This window comes from Myxococcus stipitatus DSM 14675 (assembly GCF_000331735.1).
GTDB lineage: Bacteria > Myxococcota > Myxococcia > Myxococcales > Myxococcaceae > Myxococcus > Myxococcus stipitatus.
This window is the reverse complement of the sequence record NC_020126.1, coordinates 6,607,762-6,628,015: the sequence shown is the minus strand read 5'-3', so window position 1 is coordinate 6,628,015 and position 20,254 is coordinate 6,607,762. Positions and strand designations below refer to the sequence as shown.

Annotated in this window: 18 protein-coding genes; 10 read left to right on the top strand and 8 right to left on the bottom strand. The window is 68.4% G+C overall.

Features of this window, described 5'->3' with window-relative positions:
• The first annotated feature begins 6 nt into the window (after positions 1-6).
• Together MYSTI_RS25555 and MYSTI_RS25550 are read left to right on the top strand one after the other, a co-directional pair.
• The gene (locus MYSTI_RS25555) at positions 7-1,377 is read left to right on the top strand and encodes a KamA family radical SAM protein (RefSeq protein ID WP_015350698.1); all 1,371 of its coding nucleotides are present in this window, start codon (positions 7-9) and stop codon (positions 1,375-1,377) included.
• Positions 1,377-2,624, top strand: coding sequence for a KamA family radical SAM protein (locus MYSTI_RS25550; RefSeq protein ID WP_015350697.1), 1,248 nt, complete (start codon positions 1,377-1,379; stop codon positions 2,622-2,624). The genes MYSTI_RS25555 and MYSTI_RS25550 overlap by 1 nt, the downstream gene beginning before the upstream one ends.
• A gap of 58 nt (positions 2,625-2,682) precedes the next feature.
• Here MYSTI_RS25550 and MYSTI_RS25545 read toward each other — a convergent pair whose 3' ends face one another.
• The 3 genes from MYSTI_RS25545 to MYSTI_RS25535 all read right to left on the bottom strand — a co-directional run bounded on the left by MYSTI_RS25545 (position 2,683) and on the right by MYSTI_RS25535 (position 4,507).
• A complete protein-coding gene (locus MYSTI_RS25545) occupies positions 2,683-3,435 on the bottom strand; it encodes a hypothetical protein (protein ID WP_015350696.1) in 753 nt (250 codons plus the stop codon).
• A gap of 141 nt (positions 3,436-3,576) precedes the next feature.
• Entirely contained in the window at positions 3,577-3,918 is a 342-nt protein-coding gene (locus MYSTI_RS25540; protein WP_015350695.1) for a hypothetical protein, read from the bottom strand.
• A gap of 85 nt (positions 3,919-4,003) precedes the next feature.
• Entirely contained in the window at positions 4,004-4,507 is a 504-nt protein-coding gene (locus tag MYSTI_RS25535; RefSeq protein ID WP_233277956.1) for a hypothetical protein, read from the bottom strand.
• A gap of 123 nt (positions 4,508-4,630) precedes the next feature.
• Here MYSTI_RS25535 and MYSTI_RS25530 point away from each other — a divergent pair, with 123 nt between their 5' ends.
• The 6 genes from MYSTI_RS25530 (at position 4,631) to secF (ending at position 11,567) form a co-directional block, all read left to right on the top strand.
• Entirely contained in the window at positions 4,631-5,743 is a 1,113-nt protein-coding gene (locus tag MYSTI_RS25530; protein ID WP_015350693.1) for a SpoIID/LytB domain-containing protein, read from the top strand.
• Positions 5,744-5,776: 33 nt separating this feature from the next.
• Positions 5,777-6,889, top strand: coding sequence for a tRNA preQ1(34) S-adenosylmethionine ribosyltransferase-isomerase QueA (gene queA / locus MYSTI_RS25525; RefSeq protein WP_015350692.1), 1,113 nt, complete (start codon positions 5,777-5,779; stop codon positions 6,887-6,889).
• Positions 6,890-6,894: 5 nt separating this feature from the next.
• A complete protein-coding gene (gene tgt, locus MYSTI_RS25520; RefSeq protein ID WP_015350691.1) occupies positions 6,895-8,100 on the top strand; it encodes a tRNA guanosine(34) transglycosylase Tgt in 1,206 nt (401 codons plus the stop codon).
• A gap of 144 nt (positions 8,101-8,244) precedes the next feature.
• Positions 8,245-8,610 (top strand): preprotein translocase subunit YajC, encoded by a 366-nt coding sequence (gene yajC / locus MYSTI_RS25515; protein WP_015350690.1) that lies wholly within the window; start codon positions 8,245-8,247, stop codon positions 8,608-8,610.
• The gene (gene secD, locus MYSTI_RS25510) at positions 8,610-10,382 is read left to right on the top strand and encodes a protein translocase subunit SecD (protein ID WP_015350689.1); all 1,773 of its coding nucleotides are present in this window, start codon (positions 8,610-8,612) and stop codon (positions 10,380-10,382) included. Before yajC ends, secD begins: the two co-directional genes overlap by 1 nt.
• 24 nt (positions 10,383-10,406) lie before the next feature.
• The gene (gene secF, locus MYSTI_RS25505) at positions 10,407-11,567 is read left to right on the top strand and encodes a protein translocase subunit SecF (RefSeq protein WP_015350688.1); all 1,161 of its coding nucleotides are present in this window, start codon (positions 10,407-10,409) and stop codon (positions 11,565-11,567) included.
• 100 nt (positions 11,568-11,667) lie between these two features.
• On the opposite strand, the gene MYSTI_RS25500 is transcribed toward secF, so the two are convergent.
• Positions 11,668-12,273, bottom strand: coding sequence for an outer membrane beta-barrel protein (locus MYSTI_RS25500; RefSeq protein WP_015350687.1), 606 nt, complete (start codon positions 12,271-12,273; stop codon positions 11,668-11,670).
• A gap of 227 nt (positions 12,274-12,500) precedes the next feature.
• Between MYSTI_RS25500 and recJ the strand changes: the two genes are divergently transcribed.
• Positions 12,501-14,213, top strand: a complete 1,713-nt coding sequence (gene recJ, locus MYSTI_RS25495) for a single-stranded-DNA-specific exonuclease RecJ (RefSeq protein ID WP_015350686.1) — start codon at positions 12,501-12,503, stop codon at positions 14,211-14,213.
• Between the two features lie 12 nt (positions 14,214-14,225).
• On the opposite strand, the gene MYSTI_RS25490 is transcribed toward recJ, so the two are convergent.
• The 3 genes from MYSTI_RS25490 to MYSTI_RS25480 form a co-directional block, all read right to left on the bottom strand.
• Positions 14,226-14,459, bottom strand: coding sequence for a YHS domain-containing protein (locus tag MYSTI_RS25490; protein ID WP_015350685.1), 234 nt, complete (start codon positions 14,457-14,459; stop codon positions 14,226-14,228).
• A gap of 168 nt (positions 14,460-14,627) precedes the next feature.
• On the bottom strand, positions 14,628-15,407 hold the full coding sequence (locus tag MYSTI_RS25485) for a hypothetical protein (RefSeq protein WP_015350684.1): 780 nt from the start codon (positions 15,405-15,407) through the stop codon (positions 14,628-14,630).
• A complete protein-coding gene (locus MYSTI_RS25480) occupies positions 15,407-16,696 on the bottom strand; it encodes a hypothetical protein (protein ID WP_015350683.1) in 1,290 nt (429 codons plus the stop codon). The genes MYSTI_RS25485 and MYSTI_RS25480 overlap by 1 nt, the downstream gene beginning before the upstream one ends.
• Before the next feature lie 273 nt (positions 16,697-16,969).
• On the opposite strand from MYSTI_RS25480, the gene aspS reads away from it, so the two are divergent.
• Positions 16,970-18,787, top strand: a complete 1,818-nt coding sequence (gene aspS, locus MYSTI_RS25475) for an aspartate--tRNA ligase (protein WP_015350682.1) — start codon at positions 16,970-16,972, stop codon at positions 18,785-18,787.
• On the opposite strand, the gene MYSTI_RS25470 is transcribed toward aspS, so the two are convergent.
• Positions 18,788-20,194, bottom strand: a complete 1,407-nt coding sequence (locus MYSTI_RS25470) for an aminotransferase-like domain-containing protein (protein ID WP_015350681.1) — start codon at positions 20,192-20,194, stop codon at positions 18,788-18,790.
• Positions 20,195-20,254 lie beyond the last annotated feature (60 nt).

The window sequence follows — 20,254 nt, the reverse complement described above, 5'->3', positions numbered from 1 at the left end:
TGCGCCATGCAATCGACGCCCATCTGGGGCAAGGCTGAGGCCGGCTCTGCTCAACAGCCGTTTACCTATCCGCTCCGCCGAGAGTTCGTGGAGCCCGACTGGCGGCGCATTCCTGGTTACAAGGACGTCACCCAGGCGGAATGGGAGAACTCTGTCTGGCAGCGCAAGAACACCGTCAAGAACCTGAAGGAGCTCAAGGCCACCCTGGGCGCGCTCCTCCCGGATGACCTGGCGGAGAGCCTCGAGCGGGACCAGCGCGAGCGAGCGACGATGTCGATCCTCGTGCCGCCGCAGATGCTCAACACGATGAACTTCCAGGACCTCTGGAGCGACCCCGTGCGGCGCTACATGCTGCCGGCGTTCGCGGATCGGCTGACGGACTGGCCGAACCATCCGAAGGCCAGCCGCGACAGCTTGCACGAGCAGGACATGTGGGTCGTCGAAGGTCTGACACACCGCTATCCGACGAAGGTCCTCGCGGAGATGCTGCCGACGTGTCCCCAGTACTGTGGACACTGTACGCGCATGGACCTGGTGGGCAACGACGTGCCCCAGGTCAGCAAACACAAATTCTCCATCGGGCCGAAAGAGCGCTACGAGCAGATGCTCGAGTACCTGCGCCGCACGCCGACGGTGCGCGACGTGGTGGTCTCCGGTGGCGACATCGCGAACCTGCCCATCCAGCAGCTCGAGCCGTTCGTCAGCTCGCTGATGGACATCCCGAACATCCGGGACATCCGTCTGGCCAGCAAGGGCCTGATGGCCATTCCCCAGCATTTCCTCCAGGACTCGGTGCTCCAGGGCATGGAGCGGCTGGCGAAGAAGGCCATCGAGCGCGGCGTGGACCTGGCGCTGCACACGCACGTCAACAACGCCGCTCAGCTCACGCCGCTCGTGGGCAAGGCCGTGCGCAAGCTGCTGGACATGGGCTTCCGCGACGTGCGCAACCAGGGTGTGCTGCTGCGCGGGGTCAATGACAGTGCACAGCAGCTGCTGGACCTGTGCTTCACGCTGCTCGACCACGCGAAGATCCTGCCGTACTACTTCTACATGTGCGACATGATCCCCAACAGTGAGCACTGGCGGGTCTCGGTCGCGCAGGCGCAGAAGCTCCAGCACGACATCATGGGCTACATGCCCGGCTTCGCGACGCCCCGCATCGTCTGTGACGTGCCCTTCGTCGGGAAGCGCTGGGTCCACCAGGTCGCGGAGTATGACCGCGAGCGCGGCATCTCCTACTGGACCAAGAACTACCGCACGGGCATCGAGCTGAACGACGCCGACGCGCTCAATCGCAAGTACGAGTACTTCGACCCCATCGACTCGCTGCCCGAGGCAGGGCAGGCGTGGTGGCGGGAGCAGACCAAGGCCGCGTGATGGATTCCTCCGCGCTGCTGGCGACCGCATCCGCGGAGCCTCGAGTCATCCGCACCTCGCTCAGCGCGGAGGGGCGCCAGCGCCTCTTTCCCCAGGCCACTGATGCCGAGTGGGGAGATTGGCGATGGCATCAACGGCATTCGGTGCGTGGGCTGGAGCAGCTCGAGCGCTATGTGCCGTTGACCGCCGACGAGCGCGCGGGCGTCCAGGAGACGTCCGCGCTGTTCCGCATCGGCATCAGCCCGTACTACTTGTCGCTCATCGACCCGGAGCATCCGTTCTGCCCGGTGCGCATGCAGTCCATCCCGGTTCGGGCCGAAGCGCGCGTACGCCCCGGCGAGCTGGAGGATCCGCTCGGCGAGGACAAGACGCGTCCCGAAGAGTGCATCGTCCACAAGTATCCGGACCGGGTGCTGTTCCTGGCGCTGGATACGTGCTCGGTCTACTGTCGGCACTGCACGCGGCGACGCATCACCCAGGGCGGCGTGGCGGAGCTCTCCAAGGAGCAGATGCGCCGTGGCATCGAGTACATCCGGCGCCACCCCGAGGTTCGCGACGTCCTCATCTCCGGCGGTGACCCGTTCCTGCTCAGCGAGCAGCGGCTGGAGGAGCTGCTCGCGCCCCTGAGCGAGATTCCGCATGTGGAGATGATCCGCATCGGCACTCGCGTCCCCGTTGTCCTGCCCATGCGTGTCACGGATGCGCTGGCCAGCCTTCTGCGGCGCTACGCTCCCGTCTTCGTCGTCACGCACTTCAACCACCCGAAGGAAGTGACTCCCGAGGCGCGTGAGGCCTGCGAGCGGCTGGTGGACCATGGCGTTCCCGTGGAGAACCAGGCCGTGTTGATGCGGCAGCTCAACTCGGATGCACGCATCATCAAGGAGCTGTCACATCTGCTCCTGCGCACCCGGGTGCGGCCGTACTACCTGCACCAGATGGACGTGGCGGAGGGTTGCGAGCATCTGCGCACGCCTATCGCCAAGGGCATGGAGATCATCCAGCAGCTGCGTGGCCACACCACTGGACTCGCCGTGCCTCATCTCGCGGTCGACCTGCCTGGCGGCGGCGGCAAGGTGACGCTCCAGCCTGATTACGTCGTGGAGTGGGGCGAGCGGGAGACGGTGTTCCGGAACTTCAAGGGTGAGCGCTACGCCTATCCGGAGCCGGAAGAGACCGACTGCTCCTGTCCCTACGATGAGACGTGGCGGGCTCGGGCCCAGGCGTTCGGCTATCACCGGAAGGGCTGAGCCTCCCTGCGGCTGACTCCCGGTGCGCTGAGTGCTCCGGGAGTCGAGTGCGCGGCGCTCAGTCCTCGGAACGCGTGCTCTTCCGCTTGCTGACCTTCTTCTTCACCTTCGCGGCCTTGGAGGCCTTCGCGCTGGCCTTGCGCGCGGGCTTCGCCGCGGGCTGAGCGACCTCGGTGTCGCTCATGATCTCCACGGGCACTTCGTTGTCGGACGCCCCCGCGGCGGCCTGCGCGCCCACGGACGCCTCCGCGTCCTCGCTGCCTCCCGCCGCGCTGCCTCCACCCGTGCCACCTTCTTCTCCCGTGGCCTCCGAGTCCTCGACCGGAATGCCAATCTCGACGACGGGCGCGTCGCCGTCGAGGGACTCCAGCTCGACGGGGTTCTCATCGTCGAAGCCCTGCTGAATGGAGACTTCCTTCTCTTCGGCAGCCTTCGCCGCGGCGGCGGCATGTTGGGCCTTGGCCGTCTTGGCCTGCTCGTCCAGGCGCTGCCCCTCGGCCTTCGCCCGCTCATTGCCCTCCTGGCCCATCCGAGCCGTGAAGCGCTCGTACTCCTTCGCGGTGACGCCGTGCTTCTCCAGGACGGCGGCGGTCGCGGCGGATGTCTTGCGGATGGCCTGGCCCCGCTCCTCGTTGCTCATCTCCGAGGACTTGCGGTTGCCGAACTCGTCATCCACCTTCTGGAGGGCGGTGGCCTCGTCCCGGCGGATGTGCTCCACCTTCTCGGGGGTCAGCTCGCCCCCGTCGTCCGCTCCAGCGACGCCCGGAAGGATCCACAGGGCAGCCACGAGCATGGAAATGGGACGGGACATGGCACGGCTCCTCGACGATGGTTGCAGCCTCGCCATCTAACCACGGCCGTGTACCCGCGCGCACCGGTTGCGTTGCTTCTCGGCCTCCCGGTGAAGGTGAACATTTCGTCCGGTGTTTCACCCGGGCACCCGAGCGGAGGTTCAGCCGTTCTGACAGCTCGCACAGCCGTCCCGCGCGTCGGAGCACTGCTCCCGGCCTTGCGCGCAGCGAGGGGGCAGGTCGTCCCGGTCCGGGTTCCGGTCCACGAGCGCGCACAGCTCCTCGGCCACCTCGCAGGTCTGGGTCGCCACGTCGCAACGGTCGCCACAGGCCAGCTCATCCTGGGCCGCACGGGCTCGCTGTTCCTCCAGTCGCGCGGAGACATCGTCGATGGCCATGTCGTCGTCGCCAGCGACGCGTGTCTCCGCCGGGTTTCGTGCGCAGCCAGCCAGCAGCCCCTGTCCAATGACGAGCACCGCGACGGTGACGGGTAGGACTCGCATGGTCTTCCCATAGGCGCTGCGGACTCTTCGCGTCCAGGCTCTGGGGCTCCGAGTGTTGAGCAGCGGCCCTCAACCGCGGAAGGGCTCAGCCCGCGTCGGGCGGTGACTGCCGGGGTGGGGGAGGTGGGAGCCGCGACGGCTCCTGGGGGCGCGACAGATAGAGATAGGCCGTCAGTGCCAGCAGGGCCGCGACCGCGAGCCGCCGCATCCAGTCCTCGCGACGCCGCCGCGGCGAGGCCAGTTCCTCCTGCGTCGCGGACTCCAGACCCGTGGCCACCTCGCCGCTTACCGCGCGAAGGCGACGACAGACGTCCACCACCGGCACCAGGCCCGTGGGGACGGGGGCCTCCTCCCGCTCCAGCGCCGCGGTGAGCATCCTGGCCCACGCTGCTTCCTCTTCGCCCTCGGCGGGTTCTCTGGCCGTGGGAGTCAGACTCCTCGCCAGGACGACGGCTGCTCGGAGCAGCGAGACCGAGAGCGCGGCTTCCGACACACCCAGGAAGCGAGCACAGCCCTCCAGGGAGTCACCCGCCACCAGCCGCCGGGTCAGCAGGGCGGCGGCTCGGGGCTCCAGCTCGCGGAGGGCCACGACAAACGCCGACGGGGGGAGACGGGACGGGGGAGGCTCGGAAGGTGTCACGGGCAATGCATCCTCGCCCATCCTTCGGCCGTTTTCTTGAGGCACGTGCGCACGCTTCTACACTCCCAGGCCATGTTGCGACCTGTTGCACTCCTCCTGTTGCTGCTCGCCGCCCCGCGCTCGCTCGCGGTGGAGACCCTGCGCATCGCCATCGAGGACACGGGCGGAGAGGTGCGCATCAGCGGGCGAGGGCTTGGCTTCGGTGCGGACAGCGAAGAGGCCACCTTCGTCGCCATCCCCTCCGATGTCGCCGTCGTCCGTCGCAAGGCGGGCAAGCTCGAGGTCAACGGCGCGCCGGTGCTCGGAGACTCCGTGCGCTTCCGCGCGGGCCTGAGCTCCACCGAGGACGCGGGCAGCAGCCCCGGAGAGCAGCCCATCAAGGCCGGCGGCACCCAGGTGCGCGGCGATGTCGTCGTGCGCCCGCTTCGCGAGGGGCTCCAGCTCATCAACGTCATTCCCCTGGAGGACTACCTCGCCGCGGTGCTCGGCAGCGAGATGCCCGTGTCCTTCCCGCTCGAGGCCCTCAAGGCCCAGGCGGTCGCCGCGCGGACGTATGCCCTCCAGAAGAAACTGGAGAGCTACAGCAACGCGTTTCATCTGGGCAGCAGCGTGCTCCACCAGGTGTACGGCGGCGTCAATCGCGAGGACCCTCGGACCCGCACGGCCGTCGATGCCACCCGGGGCCTGGTGCTCACCTACGAGCTCGCACCCATCGAGGCGTACTTCCACGCCTCCTGTGGCGGGCGCACCGAGTCCGGCCAGGACGCCCTCCACCGAGACCTGCCGTACCTCCAGCCCGTCGACTGCCCCTGCGGACGCCTGCCCGCGAGCCGCTGGTCCGCCTCCATGTCCGACGCTGAAATCAAGTCCGCCCTCAAGCGGCCCGCCCAGGGCATGAAGGTGACGGCACGCACGTCCACCCGCCGCGTCACCCGCGTCACGATGGGCGACGGCAGCTCGCTGGACGGCGTGGAGCTTCGCCGCCGGCTTGGCTACACGCGCCTCAAGAGCCTCGATTTCGAGGTGGAGCGGGTCGAGCACGGCTACATGTTCACCGGACGCGGCTATGGCCACGGGGCCGGGCTCTGCCAGTGGGGCGCCAAGGCGCTCGCCGACAAGGGCAAGGGGTACGTGGATATCCTCACCCACTACTACCCCGGGGCCGAGCTGCAGCAGCTCTACTGACGTCCCCCGTGTCGGCGTGCTTTCCGCGGCGCCATGGGGGCTGCTACAAGCGCCTCCCCCGTGTCGTCCCGCCTCTCTGACTACGACTTCGAGCTTCCTGAGTCCCAAATCGCCCAGGCACCGCTGGCTCAGCGGGATGCCTCTCGGCTGATGCACGTTCGCCGCTCCTCCGGCGACGTGAGCCACCGGCGATTCTCGGACGTGATGGAACTGCTTCGCCCTGGTGACCTCCTCGTCCTCAACGACGCGCGCGTCATCCCCGCGCGTCTGCTGGGACAGAAATCGGGCACCGGCGGCCGCGTGGAGCTGCTCGTCGTGCGGCCCGCGGCCTCCACGCTGACCTCGGCCGCGCTCGAGGGTGCCCCCGAGACGCTTGACTGGCTCTGCCTGGGCCAGGCCTCCAAGGGCCTCAAGCCCACCCAACGCCTGACGTTCGCTGGCGGGCTGGAGGCAGAGGTCCTCGAGGTGCTCGGAGGAGGGGAGTACCGCGTGCGCTTCCATGCGCCGCCGGGGGCCTCGCTGGCCGCGCTCCTGGATGCCGCGGGCAAGCTGCCACTGCCCCCGTACATCACCCGCGAGCCCGACGCGGCCGACGCCGAGCGCTACCAGACTGTGTACGCGCGGGCGTCCGGGGCCGTGGCCGCGCCCACCGCGGGGCTGCACTTCACCCAGGAGATGCTCGCGGCGCTCGAGGCTCGGGGCGTGCGGCGGGTGCTGGTGACGCTGGACGTGGGGCCGGGGACCTTCCTGCCGGTGCGCGAGGACGACCTGGACAAGCACCACATGCACCCCGAGCGCTTCACCGTGCCGGAGGCCACCGCGCGCGAGGTGAACGCGGCGCGAGCCGAGGGCCGACGCGTCGTCGCCGTGGGCACCACCGTGGTGCGCACGCTGGAGTCCGCCACGGACCCGACGACGGGGAGACTGCGCGAGGGACCCGGCGAGACGACGCTCTTCATCCGCCCGGGCTTCACCTTCCGCCAGGTGGACGCGCTCCTGACGAACTTCCACCTGCCGCGCTCCACGCTCGTGGTGCTCGTCAGCGCGCTGTTGGGGCGCGAGCGGACGCTGGCCGCGTACGCGGAGGCGGTGCGGGACGGGTATCGATTCTTCAGCTACGGCGACGCCATGCTGGTGTCGGAGTGAGTGCCATGGGTGAGCAGGACGCAGGGACGAGCAAGCCTTCGCGCGAGAAGGGCGACACGCGGGTGGCGCCAGGGCTGGTGCGCTTCGAGCTGCTCCACGAGGACGCCTCCGGAACCAAGGCCCGACGCGGCCGGCTGCACACCCCCCACGGCCCGGTGGAGACCCCCATCTTCATGCCCGTGGGCACGGTGGGCAGCGTCAAGGGCGTGGGCCCGGATGACCTGGTCAACCTCGACGCGCAGATCATCCTGGGCAACACCTACCACCTCATGCTCCGCCCCGGCGAAGCGCTGGTGGGGGAGATGGGCGGCCTGCACCAGTTCGTCTCCTGGAACCGGCCCATGCTCACCGACAGCGGTGGCTTCCAGGTCTTCAGCCTGTCGGAGAAGCGCAAGATCACCGAGGAGGGCGCCGCCTTCCAATCCCACCTCGACGGCGCGCGTCACTTCCTGACCCCCGAGCGCTCCATCGAGATCCAGGAGACGCTCGGCGCCGACGTCATCATGGCCTTCGACGAGTGCCCGCCCTCCATGTCGGAGCGCTCCTACCTGGAGAAGTCCCTGGACCGGACCACGCGCTGGCTGCACCGGTGCGTCAAGGCGTGGGGCCGGGAGCGCTCGTCGCTCTTCGGCATCGTCCAGGGCGGCCTGCACGAGGACCTCCGCAAGCGCCACGCCGAGGAGGTGTGCGCGGTGGACCTGCCCGGCTACGCGCTGGGCGGCTACTCGGTGGGCGAGGTCCCCGAGGCCATGCATGCGGGCGTGGCCTACTCCGCGCCGCTCCTTCCCCGGGACAAGCCCCGGTACCTCATGGGCGTGGGCACCCCGGTGGACCTGGTCACCTGCGTGGAGCACGGGGTGGACATGTTCGATTGCGTGCTGCCCACCCGTTGCGCACGCAACGGATTGCTCTTCACCTCGGAGGGCAAGCTCACCATCCGCAACGCGGCGTTCGCCAAGGATCCCCGGCCGGTGGACCCGGCGTGCTCCTGCTACACCTGCCGCAACTTCAGCCGGGCCTACCTCCGGCACCTCTTCGCGGCGGGGGAGATCCTCGCCATGCGCCTCAACACGCTGCACAACCTCCACTACTTCCTGGGGTTGATGGCGGACGTGCGCCGCGCCATCGCGGAGGACCGGTTCGCCGCCTTCGCCCGGGAGTTCCGGGAGCGGGCGCGGGCCCAGGAGGCCGAGCGGACCCGTGGCCGCTGAGCGGCCAGTTGGGATGTCGGGGTTCCCGCGTTCGCTTGCTCACATGGGGGCCCCTTGCTAAGACGGCCCCCCTTTCAGGATGGGTTCCTTGGATAGTGTGGGGGGTCCCCCATCCCAAGCCTTCCACAACCGACGAGGCAGTCCGTGGCTGAGAGCTTTTTGATGCTGGCGCAGGCCGGGGGCGGGTCGAGCCCGCTGAACACCCTGGTCCTGCTCGTGGGCCTGGTGGCGATCATGTACTTCGTCATGATCCGCCCCCAGCAAAAGCAGATGAAGGAGCACCGCACGCTGCTCGCTTCGCTCAAGAAGGGCGATGAGGTGGTCACCACGGGCGGCATGCTCGGGAAGATCCACCTGGTCGACGAGCGGACGGTGACGCTGGAGATCGCCAGCGGCGTGCGCATTCGCGTCCTGAAGACCTCCATCAGTGCCAAGGGCACGGTGGCCGAGGGCGCTGCGACCGCGACCTCGGAGGAGAAGAAGGAAGAGAAGAAGAAGGAGGAGAAGTAATGGACCGCGGCTGGTGGTGGAAGTTTGGAATGATTGTCGCGGTGACGCTGGGGACCATCTGGTTCCTGATTCCGTCGTACTACTCGCTGGTGGTCATGGACCGTGACCAGCGCAACAACCTGGTGCTGCTGCAAGAGCGGCTGCCGAAGTGGGCACCTCCCGCGAAGTACCGCCTCAATCTGGGGCTGGACCTTCAGGGTGGTATCCACATGGTGATGCGCGTGGACACGAAGACGGCGCTCCAGAAGCGGACCGAGCGCCGCGGCCAGCAGATCGCCACGTACGTCGCCGACAAGAAGCTCGGCGAGGTCACGGCGGAGACGGATCCAGAGAAGCTCCAGCTCACCTTGAAGGCGAAGGACCCGGCGACCATGGACGCCATCGAGAAGGACGTCCTGAGCACCTTCGGGGACTTCAAGCGGATCAGCCGCTCCGGCGACACGCTGGTGCTGGCCCCCGACGAGAGCCAGGTGAATCGCTTCCGTGAGGAAGCGGTGGACCAGGCGATGCTCGTCATCCGCCGCCGCATCGACAAGTGGGGCGTGGCCGAAGTGGACGTGCGCAAGCTCGGCACCGACTCCATCCAGATTTCGCTGCCCGGTCGCAGCAACCCGGAGCAGGCCAAGGAGCTGGTGGGCACCACCGCCCAGCTCGAGTTCCGGATGGTGGACGACACCAACCCGCAGTTCTTCGCGCAGATGCTCCAGGCGAACCCGGCCCCCGCGGGCAGCGAGATCACGCTGACGGACGAGGGTGGATTCGCGCAGCTGCAGAGCCCGTCGCGTGAGGCGCTGCTCGCGTACACCAAGGACAAGGTTCCGGAGAACCGCCAGGTCGTCACCGAGTGCATCGCCAACCCGATGAAGAAGAACGAGTGCTCCTCCTACCGCACGTACCTCCTGGACAAGGCGGTTCCGCTGACGGGTGAGAGCCTGTCGGGCGCGGACGCGTCCGTGAACCAGATGAACGAGCCGGAGGTGAACATCTCCTTCGACCCGGCCGGCGCTCGCGAGTTCGAGAAGCTGACCGAGGCGGGCGTGGGCCGTCGCATGGCCATCGTGCTGGACGACAACGTCCACACCGCTCCCAACATCAACGAGAAGATTGGCGGCGGTCGGGCCCGCATCACCATGGGCCGCATGGGTGCTCGCACCCGTGACGAGTGGCTGGGCGAGGCGCAGACGCTGGCGCTGGTGCTCAAGGCGGGCGCGCTGCCCGCGCCGGTGACGGTGGGCGAGATTCGTCAGGTGGGCGCGAGCCTGGGTGACGAGCTCATCAAGAAGGGCAGCCTGTCGGCGCTGGTGGGCCTGGGCCTGGTCGTCCTCTTCATGGCGCTCTACTACCGCAAGGCGGGCCTCATCGCGGACATCGCGCTGCTGTTGAACGGTCTGCTCATCCTGGCGGGGTTGGCGTTCTTCAACGCCACGCTCACGCTGCCTGGCATCGCGGGGTTCGTGCTGACGCTCGGAATCGCGGTGGATGCGAACGTGCTCATCAACGAGCGCATCCGCGAGGAGCTGAGCCATGGCAAGTCCGCCAAGGCGGCGGTGGACCAGGGTTATGACCGAGCCTTCTGGACCATCTTCGACGCGCACGTGACGGCGCTCATCGCCGGCTTCATCCTGTTCTTCACGGGCACAGGGCCGGTTCGCGGCTTCGCCACCACGCTCATCGTCGGCCTTCTGGCTTCGCTGTTCACGTCCATCGTGGTGACCCGCGTCATCATGACCTACTTCGTCCACGGCAAGAACGCGCAGACGGTGTCGGTCTAACCGGCGGGAGCACGGGAAACTGCCATGCAGATCCTCAAGAACAAGACGAACATCGACTTCATCGGCAAGCGCAAGCCCGCCGTGTTCATCTCCACGCTCGTGAACCTGGCCATCCTGGTGGGAATCGCGACGGTGGGGTTCAACTACGGCGTGGACTTCGCCGGTGGCACCGTGGTGGAGCTGAAGTTCAATCACTCCATCAGCGCGGCCGACGTGCGCGAGCGCGCCCAGAAGGGTGGCCTGCACGACGTGAGCGTGCAGAACATCGGCAGCGCGGACGAGAACGCGTTCCTCCTGCGCATGGGCGGCGTCACGCAGCTCACCGAGGAGAATGCCGAGAAGGCGAAGAAGGCCATCGAGGCGTTGGGCTCCATGCGCAACGTCTACGCGGACCTGGCCAACGGCATCATCAACTTCCGCTCGGCCACGCCCATGGCGGCGGAGACCATCAAGAAGGCCGTGGAGGACTCCGGCACCGGCGTGCAGGAGGTCCGTGTCCTCGGCGAGAGCCAGGCCGGCGCGGGCACCGACTACCAGGTCGTCGCTAGCGGCATGGCGGACAAGGTGTACTCGGCGCTGGGCGCGGGGCTGGAGAAGCCGGACTTCGAGCAGCGGCGCGTGGACTACGTCGGTCCGCAGGTCGGCAAGCAGCTGCGCAACCGCGGCATCATGGCGCTGCTGTACTCGATGGTGGCCATCCTCATCTACGTGGCGTTCCGGTTCGACTTCAAGTTCGGCCCGGGCGCGCTGCTCGCCATGATTCACGACGTCATCATGGTGGCCGGCTACTACCTGGTGAGCCGCCGGGAGTTCGGCCTGACGGCCATCGCCGCGCTGCTGACCATCGTCGGCTACTCGGTGAACGACACCATCGTCATCTACGACCGCATCCGCGAGGACATGGCCAAGTTCAAGGGCAAGCCGCTGGCGGAGGTCATCAACATCGCCATCAACGACACCCTGGGCCGCACCATCCTCACGTCCGGCACCACGGCGCTGTCGCTCATCGGTCTGCTCATCTTCGGCGTCGGCGAGATCTTCGACTTCGCCATGGCCATGCTGGTGGGCATCCTCGTGGGCACGTACTCCTCCGTGTACATCGCCAGCCCGCTGACCATCTGGCTGGACGAGCGTGCCGCGGCGAAGGAAGCCCGTCACCGCGACGAGATGCCGAAGCCGGCGTAGTCATGACTCGTCCTGCGCCCCCTCCAACGGGGCGCAGGCCACGGACGAGGGCCCTGGTCTCCTCTCGGAGGCAGGGCCCTCGTTGTTTTCAGGCCCAGGGCTAGAAGCGCGCCCCTAGCGTCACTGAGCCGTCCAGCAGGCCGCCCTTGACGTCCTCGCCGTTCATCGCGCCTCGGGCGAAGTCGTCATCCAGGAGCAGGCGCCAGGTGGCGCGCAGGCCCGCGGTGAGCGCGCCGCTGTTGAACTCCAGGCCCGCGGCCACGGGCAACTCCTCCTGCGTGTCCGAGTCGTAGAGGCCACCGATGCCCGTGCCTCGGACGTCGACATAGGTGAGCCCGAAGCCCGCGCCCACGAAGGGGCGCACCCCCGTGAAGAGCGGAGGGGAGAGCTTCACCAGGGCGCTGCCGCCTTGCCGAACGATGGCGGGGCCATCCCCCAGGAGCCGGATGTCGTCGAGGCCGTTGCGGGAGCCCTCGTAGCCGACCTCGAACCCGAGGAATGTGGTGGGCTGGACATTGAGTGTGAGACCCCACGCGGGGCCCGTGTCGGTGAGATCTCCCAGGTCGCCCGTGTAATCACCCAGGCCACCCTTGAGGAACACGTTCACATCTCCGCGCTTGCCTTCCGTCGCATCATTCGCCAACGCCGGACTGGCGGCGATGAGCGCGAGTGCGCAGACGCTTGCTTGAATGCTCGTGGATGTCATGAGTCCTCCCTGTCAGGTCGTGTGCAGACAGGCTGTGCATCGCGCGGCTGGTGCGCTCCCCTCGGGCAGACAACAGGGCGAGCGCATGCCTGAACGTCCGAGCAGGAAGGGAAATGTCGTGCCCAAGGTTGGACTTTCCTCGTCAGACGTCTGAGGTACTGTCTCCCGTGTCAAGATTTCGTCCCGGCCACGGAGGGGTTCCGTGCGCCGAGGAGGGGAGCTCGCGCGTGCGGTGGTTGCTTCCAGACGTGGTCGAGGAGGAGGTGGGTTCGCTCGCGGGGGAGTTGTCACTCCACCCGTTGGCGGCGCGGGTGCTCTTGCATCGCGGTTACCGGACGCCGGAGTCAGCGTCGGCGTTCCTGTCGGACCGGCTGGCGGACTTGCCAGACCCGTTCCGGATGAAGGGGATGGCGGCGGGCGTGGACCGCCTGGTGCGTGCGCTGCACCGGCGCGAGAAGGTGACGCTGTACGGCGACTACGACGTGGACGGCGTGTGCTCCACATCGCTCCTGTGCCTGTTCCTGCGGGAGCTGGGTGGTTCACCCTCGACGTACATCCCCCACCGGCTGGATGAGGGCTACGGCCTCAACCTGGGCGCGGTGGAGCGCATCGCCGGGGACGGGACGCGGGTGCTGGTGACGCTGGACTGCGGCATCACCTCCGTGGCGGAGATCACCCGCGCGAAGGAGCTGGGGTTGGACGTCGTGGTGGTGGACCACCACACGGTACCGCCCACGCTGCCTCCGGCGGTGGCGGTGCTCAACCCGCATCAGCCCGGCTGTGAGTACCCGACGAAGGCGCTGTGCGCGGCGGGCGTGGCCTTCAACCTCTGCATGGGCCTGCGCAAGCGGCTGCGTGACGAGGGTTACTTCGCCACCCGCAAGGAGCCCAACCTCCGGGCGCTGATGGACCTGGTGGCCCTGGCCACCGTGGCGGACGTGGTGCCGCTCACGGGCGCCAACCGCATCCTGGTGACACATGGGCTCCAGGAGCTCACGGCCGCCCGTCGTCCGGGCGTGCGCGCGCTGAAGGAAGCGGCGGGCATGGACCCGGACACGCCCATCACCGCGGGCCAGGTGGGCTTCCGCCTGGGGCCCCGCATCAACGCCGCGGGCCGGCTGCATGATGCGTCGCTGGGCCTCCAGTTGTTGACCTCGGAGACGCTGGAGTCGGCGCGCGCGCTGGCCTCGGTGTTGGACCGGGCCAATGCGGAGCGGCAGGGAATCGAGAGCCACATCCTGACGCAGGCGCTGGCCCAGGCGGAGGAGCACAAGGAGGCGCGCGGCCTCGTCCTCTTCGACGAGGGCTGGCACCCGGGTGTCATCGGCATCGTCGCCTCGCGGGTGGTGGAGCGCTACCACCGGCCCACCGTCATGGTGGGCGTGAAGGACGGGGTGGGGAAGGGCTCGGCGCGAAGCATCGAGGCCTTCCACCTGTTCGACGCGCTCAACGGGTGCTCGTCCCTGCTCACGAAGTTCGGTGGCCACAAGCACGCGGCGGGGCTCACCATCGACGCGGACAAGCTGCCCGCGCTGCGCGAGGCGTTCGAGAAGATTGCCTGGCAGCGGCTCACCCCCGAGGACCTCATCCCGCGGTGCCGGGTGGACGCGGTCGTGAGCGCGAGGGACCTGGACGCGACGGCCGTGGAGGCGCTCCAGCGGCTGGGGCCCTTTGGCCAGGGCAACCCGGAGCCGGTGCTGGTGCTGCGCCATCAGGTGGCTCGACCGCGCGTGCTTCCGGCGAAGGCCGCTGGCAGCAACGGGCACCTGAAGCTGGCCCTGGTGGAGGCACCCGAGCTGGATGCCATCGGCTTCGGCATGGCGGACCGCGCGCGGCTGGTGGAAGGGCCCGTGGACCTGGCCTTCCAGGCCGGCTTCGACACGTTCCGAGGACAGCGAAAGCTGTCCCTGCGGCTCAAGGACGTGCGAGTCGCCGCGTAACGTGGGGCCTCGTCAGGCGAGGCCCCAGCGCACCCGACCGGGCGTCATCAGCGCGCCCACTCGGGCCAGCTCGTTGAGGCGGAAGCGCTCGGCTTGACGCTCGAAGGTGTGGCGACAGCGCTCGGAGCAGAAGAAGTACCGGCGCTTCTTGTACTCCGACGACGGCTGCCCCTCCGGTGTCTCCAGTTGCTTGCCGCACACCGGGTCCCAATGCTTGCCCTGGCTCTGCCCCTGCACGCCCTTCATGCCCCACCTCCCCCGCCACACCCGACGGTGGGCATAAGCAGGGCATATGCCAACCCCCACGCTCCTCGGAGGAGCAAGGGAGGAAGGGCCGCAAGCCCGGCTGGAGGTGGAAAAACTTCCACGAGGCCACGCCCTGCTCGAGCGGACGTGGCCCCCGCGAAGTGTTGACTAGAAGGCGACGCCGACGCTGCCGCCCAGGAAGAAGTCGTTCAGGTAGCCACGGCGGTAGCCGATGGCCTCCAGACGAAGGGCGAGCCGCAGGTTGCCGTCGCTGGTGAGGCGGGGACGGCCGCGCAGGCCCAGGCCGTACTGGATGACGGGCTTGACGCCGGTCACCTCCGTCTCCTTCGTGTCCACGGTGATGGAGGTCGACATGTACGAGATGCCGCCGCCCACCTGGCCGAAGACGCCGAAGTCGGACTTGCCGAACTTGAGCTCATAGGCCGGCGCGATGGTGAAGTAGTGGTACGTGGAGCTGCCCTTGATGAACTTCGTGCCGTCGCTCTGGCCACCGAAGGTCCACCGGATGTCGGCCCAGAGGGCCTCGCGCAGGGGCTCGATGTTGAGGATGCGGCCGTACTCCCAGGTGGCGCGCACGCCCAGGCCGACGGTGGTGTCAGCGAAGCGGCCCTGAGGGGACGAGAGCAGCAGCGCGCCCGCGAGGAGCTCCACGGCGAAGCCCTTGTTGGGGTCGTCGAGGCCCGCCAGCTCCTTGAAGTCTCCGTCCTCGCCCTCCTGCTCGGAGACGCGGCGGAACTCCTCGGCCTGGTCCGTGTATCGGCGGCGGTACTCCGCGGCCTCTTCCTCGTCAATCTGCTCCTGCGTCGGGCCCGGTTCCTCCTCCGGGTAGGCGTACGGGTCGTCGTCCTGCGCGAGCGCGGGCGCGGAGGTGAGCAGGCCGCCCACGAGGCAGCGGGTGAGCCAGGTCTTCACGGTGACGGTTCTCATCAGTCGGCACCCAGGCGGGGGCAGGTGGTGCCGCCAGCGGCGCTGGGCGGACAGAGGTTGGGGTTGTTGGTGCCCACGAGCTGGTCTCGGGGAATCTGCAGGTGGTCCATCAGCTCGTTGCAGACGGCTTCCTTGAGGCGCAGGTCCGTGACGTGGGTGATGATGGCGCCAGCGGCCACGGCCAGGGTGAACTTCGACTGGTCGCCGATGTACCTGCGGGTGAGCTGGAGGATGCCGGGCGTCGCGGTGGTCTCGTCGTTGTACGCGGCGACGATGGAGCGCAGCAGGATGTCACGCTGCCCCGTGGCCTCGCCGGCCTGGTACAGGGCGCTCGCGAGGATGGTGCCCACGCGGTACTCCTTCCCGCTGAACTGGCTCAGGCTGTTGTCGCGGAGGCTGTCGCGCAGGGCGTCGTCGATGCAGCGGTCCGTCTTGGCCAGGTCGCGCTCGTCGGCCAGCGGGCCCTGGTCGGGGCCGTGGAAGGACGAGGAGAGGAAGCGGGTGTCGCAGCCGCTCTTGCTGCGGCAGGTGGCGCCATACGCGTGCAGGTCGGCGAGGCCCTCGTCGAAGGACTTGAGGATGTTCGCGCCCGGGTTGGGGCCGCCAGCCGTGGACCAGGAGATGAGCGCCTCCGGGAAGGGGCTGCCGCCGTACGCCTTCAGGTTGAAGATGCGGTGCGAGTACTCGTGGGTGATGACGCCCGCGTTGATGGAGAGGGGCGCGCGCTGCAGCTGGTCGAAGGGCAGGACGAGGAAGGACTCCATCGCCGAGAAGTAGAGGGCGTTGTCCTTCAGCGGTCCCGGTTGGATGTCCGCGAGGACGAACTCGGGGAAGTAGTACGTCTTGACGGGCTTCTTGAAGTCGGTCAGCGGGATGTTGGTGACTTCCCGGAAGTAGTCGAAGGCGCGCTCGAGGTTGTAGTACGCCGTCACCATGTTCCAGGTGTGGAAGTCCGCCGGCCACAGGACGTCATCCTGGTTGATGTAGTTGGCGGCGACGTCTCGGCCCTCGCCCTTGAGGAGGGCGGCGGCGAAGGCCTCGGCCGTGGTGGCGTTGGTGAGTTCCTGGTCGCGCGAGTCGTAGACGATGCGCGCGCCACCGTGCAGGTCCGCCACGGTGCCGCTGAGGCCGACGATGTCGTCGACCGTCTTGAGCTCGACCTCTTCAGGGACGTACTGCCCGTTGCCGGAGAGCACCAGGGCTCGAATCTTGACCGGGGTCTGCGGGTCGGGCGCACAGCCGGCGGCCAGGCCCAGCACCGCGGTGGTGGCGATGACTGTTCGGAGCATGGGGCCGTTTTACTCCGGTCCGCTCGGAACGTGTATTCCCCTCGGAAACTCCCGGGTGCCTCCGGGACTCGAGGCCCCGCGCGGCGGGCTTGCCTGGCTGGTACGCACCTGCGGTGAGGTCATGGACCCTGGGACATGGGGGGCGGCGTCAGGACGCGCGTGGGGCGCCGACCGTCGGAGAGGCGTCAGGAGCACGCGGACTCCTTGACGCGTCGTTTCCACGGTCCTTAAGGTGCCGCGCCTTTCCCTCTTAGAACAACGCAGGCGGTCTCCATGGCGGTCCCATTCATCTCCGAGGTCAAGCGTACCCACACGTGCGGTCAGCTCACCGCGACCAATATTGGCGAAGAGGTCGTCCTCTTCGGCTGGGTGCACAATCGTCGAGACCACGGCGGCGCGGTCTTCATCGACCTGCGGGACAGGGACGGCTTGACGCAGGTGGTGTTCGAGCCGGACCACGCGGAAGCGCACGGGCTGGCGGGCAGCCTCCGGTTGGAGTTCTGCATCGGCGTGCGCGGCAAGGTCGTGTCGCGTGGCAAGAACGTGAACCCGAAGATGAAGACGGGTGAAATCGAGGTCAAGGCGAGCGACCTCACCATCTTCAACCGCTCCGAGCCCACGCCGTTCCCCATCGAGGATGCCATCGACACCTCGGAGGAGAAGCGCCTGGCGCACCGCTACCTGGACCTGCGCCGCGCGCCGCTCCAGAAGTCGCTGATGACGCGCTCGAAGATGAACGCGCTGACGCGGGCGTACATGGTGGAGAAGGGCTTCCTGGAGCTGGAGACGCCGTTCATGGGCAAGTACACGCCCGGCGGCGCGCGCAACTTCCTGGTCCCCAGCCGCATGAACGCGGGCAAGTTCTACGCGCTCGCGGAGAGCCCGCAGCTCTACAAGCAGCTCTTCATGGTGGCGGGCTTCGACCGGTACTTCCAGATCGTGAAGTGCTTCCGCGACGAGGACCTGCGCGTCGACCGCCAGCCCGAGTTCACTCAAATCGACGTGGAGATGAGCTTCGTCAACCAGGACGACATCTTCACCACCATCGAAGGGCTGTTGAAGAAGCTGTGGGGCGAGGTGATGGGCATCGACGTGCCCACGCCCTTCATGCGCATGGACTTCTACGAGTCCATGGCGAAGTACGGCAACGACAAGCCGGACCTGCGCTTCGGCCTGGAGCACACGGTGCTCACCGACCTCATCCGCGAGCACGGTGAGGCGGGCGGCGTGCCGATGATGTTCGAGGCGGTGCAGAACAAGGGCATCGTCAAGGCGATGGTCATCCCCGCGGACAAGGCGATGAGCCGCGCGGAGAGCGACAAGCTGGAGGAGTTCGCGAAGCAGGCGGGCGCCAAGGGCCTGGCGCGCGCGAAGGTGGGCGAGGGCGGTGAGTGGACGCAGTCCCCGCTGTCGAAGACGATTTCGCCGGCGCTGCGCGCGGCCATCAACCAGGCGGTGGGCGCGAAGACGGGCGACCTCCTGCTGTTCCAGTTCGGCAAGGAGGCGCTCGTCCACACGGTGATGGCGAACCTCCGCGTGCACATCGCGAAGAAGCTGGGGCTGATTCCGGAGTACGGCAGCGGCGGCCAGTGGAAGTTCCTGTGGGTGGTGAACCCGCCGCTCTTCGAGCACGACGAGGAGACGAACACGTGGGTGGCGGCGCACCACGCCTTCACGCGTCCGCACGACGAGGACGTGCCGTACCTGCTCACGGACCCGGGCCGCGTGAAGTGCCACCGCTACGACGTGGTGCTCAACGGCTTCGAGATTGGCGGCGGCTCCATCCGTCTGCATGACCCCAAGGTCCAGGCGGAGGTGTTCAAGGCGCTGGGCATCGGCGACGAGGAGGCCCAGGCCAAGTTCGGCTTCCTGCTGGACGCGCTCAAGTTCGGCGCGCCTCCGCACGGTGGCATCGCGCTGGGCATGGACCGGCTCGCCTTCCTGCTCACCGGCACCGAGTCGCTGCGCGACGTGATTCCGTTCCCCAAGACGAAGACGGGCACGGACCTGATGACGGGCGCGCCGGGCGACGTGGACGACCGGCAGCTGCGCGAGCTGCACGTGCGTCCGGTGCCGCCGCCGCAGAAGTAGTCAGACGATGGAGGCGAGAGGCTCCGGCCCTCCCTCCAGTGTCTCCCGCAGGCGCTGGAGTCCCTTCTCCAGCGCCGCGCGGGTGCGTGGGGCTCCCAGGCAGACGCGCACCGCGGACGGCGCGGTGGAGGGCCCCACGTTGAACAGCTCGGCGGGCGTGACGGTGACGCCGCGCCGCCGGGCGTGTGACGTGAAGGGCTCCGCGCGCCACGGTGCGGGGAGCTTGAGCCACAAGTGGTACGTGGCGCCTCGGCTCAGCGGGCGGGGCAGCCAGTCTCCGAGCAGCTTCTTCGCCAGCTCCATCCGCTCCTGGGCTTCCCGCCGGCGGCGGATGACGAGCTCGTCCGCGGTGCCTTCGCGCACCCAGCGCGCGGTGATGTCGGCCATCAACGCGGGCGTCATCCGCGTGGCCAGGCCCGCCTCCTCCGCGAGCCGCTCCGTGCTGGTGCTCTCGGGCGCGGCCAGGTAGCCCAGGCGGAGGCCGGGCGCGAGCAGCTTGGAGACTCCCGCGATGAACCAGCCGGACTCGGGCAGGAACGAGCACAGCGGCGCGGGGCGCTTGTCGAGCAGCAGTCCGTAGGCGTCGTCCTCCACGACGGAGAGCCCGTGCTGGCGAGCCACGGCGGCGATGCGGCGGCGGCGCTCCTCGGTCATCACCGCGCCGGTGGGGTTCTGGAGGTTGGGCAGGCAGAAGAGGACCTTCGCGCCCGTGCGGCAGGCGGCCTCGAGGGCATCGGGGAGCAGGCCGTGCTCATCCATGGCGACACCGTGGAGCCGCAGGTGGAACCGGTTCGCGAGCACCTTGAGCCCAGGGTAGGTGAGCGACTCGCAGAGCACGGTGTCACCGGGGCGCGTGAGGGCGCTGAGCGCGACCTCCATCGCGTGTTGTCCTCCCGAGCAGACGACGACGCGCGAGGGCGCGACTTCGAGGCCGAAGCGCTGAATCCACTGGGCGCCGGCTTCGCGGTGGGACGGATGTCCCGCGTGGGGTTGATAGTCGAGCAGCGCCGACAACTTCGGCGAGCGTTGCAGGGCGTCGAGTGACTTGCGCAGGGCCGTGCCCGCCGGGTCGCCTGGAGGTGTCGCGGGCCAGTTGAGCCCCAGCTCCACGAGCGCATCGTCACCGAGGTCGGGTGCGGGCGAGGGGAGGTGGCGAGGTGCGTCCCGGTGGCGGACGAAGGTGCCTCGGCCCACTTCGCCGCCGATGAGGCCACGGCGTTCGGCCTCCGCGTACGCGCGTGTCACGGTGCCGACGGTGACGCCCACTTTCTCCGCGAGCTCACGGTGGGTGGGCAGGCGAGTGCCCGCGGCGAGGCGGCCCTCCTCGATGTCCGCGCCGAGTGCATCCGCGATGACCCGGTAGAGCGGGCCTTCGCGGCCCCGGAGGTTGGGCGTCCAGATTGTCATGGTGACAATTCATACGGTTGACGCGGCGGTTTGCGCAATGCATCCATTGTATCGGTACAT

What these genes read in the sequence shown, in the direction of transcription:
- MYSTI_RS25555 (WP_015350698.1), top strand. Translation starts at nt 7, where the DNA reads ATGCAATCGACGCCCATCTGGGGCAAGGCTGAGGCCGGCTCTGCTCAA.
- MYSTI_RS25490 (WP_015350685.1), bottom strand. Translation starts at nt 14,459, where the DNA reads ATGAAGGGCGTGCAGGGGCAGAGCCAGGGCAAGCATTGGGACCCGGTG.
- MYSTI_RS25485 (WP_015350684.1), bottom strand. Translation starts at nt 15,407, where the DNA reads ATGAGAACCGTCACCGTGAAGACCTGGCTCACCCGCTGCCTCGTGGGC.
- MYSTI_RS25480 (WP_015350683.1), bottom strand. Translation starts at nt 16,696, where the DNA reads ATGCTCCGAACAGTCATCGCCACCACCGCGGTGCTGGGCCTGGCCGCC.
- secF (WP_015350688.1), top strand. Translation starts at nt 10,407, where the DNA reads ATGCAGATCCTCAAGAACAAGACGAACATCGACTTCATCGGCAAGCGC.
- queA (WP_015350692.1), top strand. Translation starts at nt 5,777, where the DNA reads ATGGGGGCTGCTACAAGCGCCTCCCCCGTGTCGTCCCGCCTCTCTGAC.
- secD (WP_015350689.1), top strand. Translation starts at nt 8,610, where the DNA reads ATGGACCGCGGCTGGTGGTGGAAGTTTGGAATGATTGTCGCGGTGACG.
- MYSTI_RS25530 (WP_015350693.1), top strand. Translation starts at nt 4,631, where the DNA reads ATGTTGCGACCTGTTGCACTCCTCCTGTTGCTGCTCGCCGCCCCGCGC.
- MYSTI_RS25550 (WP_015350697.1), top strand. Translation starts at nt 1,377, where the DNA reads ATGGATTCCTCCGCGCTGCTGGCGACCGCATCCGCGGAGCCTCGAGTC.
- aspS (WP_015350682.1), top strand. Translation starts at nt 16,970, where the DNA reads ATGGCGGTCCCATTCATCTCCGAGGTCAAGCGTACCCACACGTGCGGT.
- MYSTI_RS25540 (WP_015350695.1), bottom strand. Translation starts at nt 3,918, where the DNA reads ATGCGAGTCCTACCCGTCACCGTCGCGGTGCTCGTCATTGGACAGGGG.
- MYSTI_RS25470 (WP_015350681.1), bottom strand. Translation starts at nt 20,194, where the DNA reads ATGACAATCTGGACGCCCAACCTCCGGGGCCGCGAAGGCCCGCTCTAC.
- MYSTI_RS25545 (WP_015350696.1), bottom strand. Translation starts at nt 3,435, where the DNA reads ATGTCCCGTCCCATTTCCATGCTCGTGGCTGCCCTGTGGATCCTTCCG.
- MYSTI_RS25500 (WP_015350687.1), bottom strand. Translation starts at nt 12,273, where the DNA reads ATGACATCCACGAGCATTCAAGCAAGCGTCTGCGCACTCGCGCTCATC.
- tgt (WP_015350691.1), top strand. Translation starts at nt 6,895, where the DNA reads ATGGGTGAGCAGGACGCAGGGACGAGCAAGCCTTCGCGCGAGAAGGGC.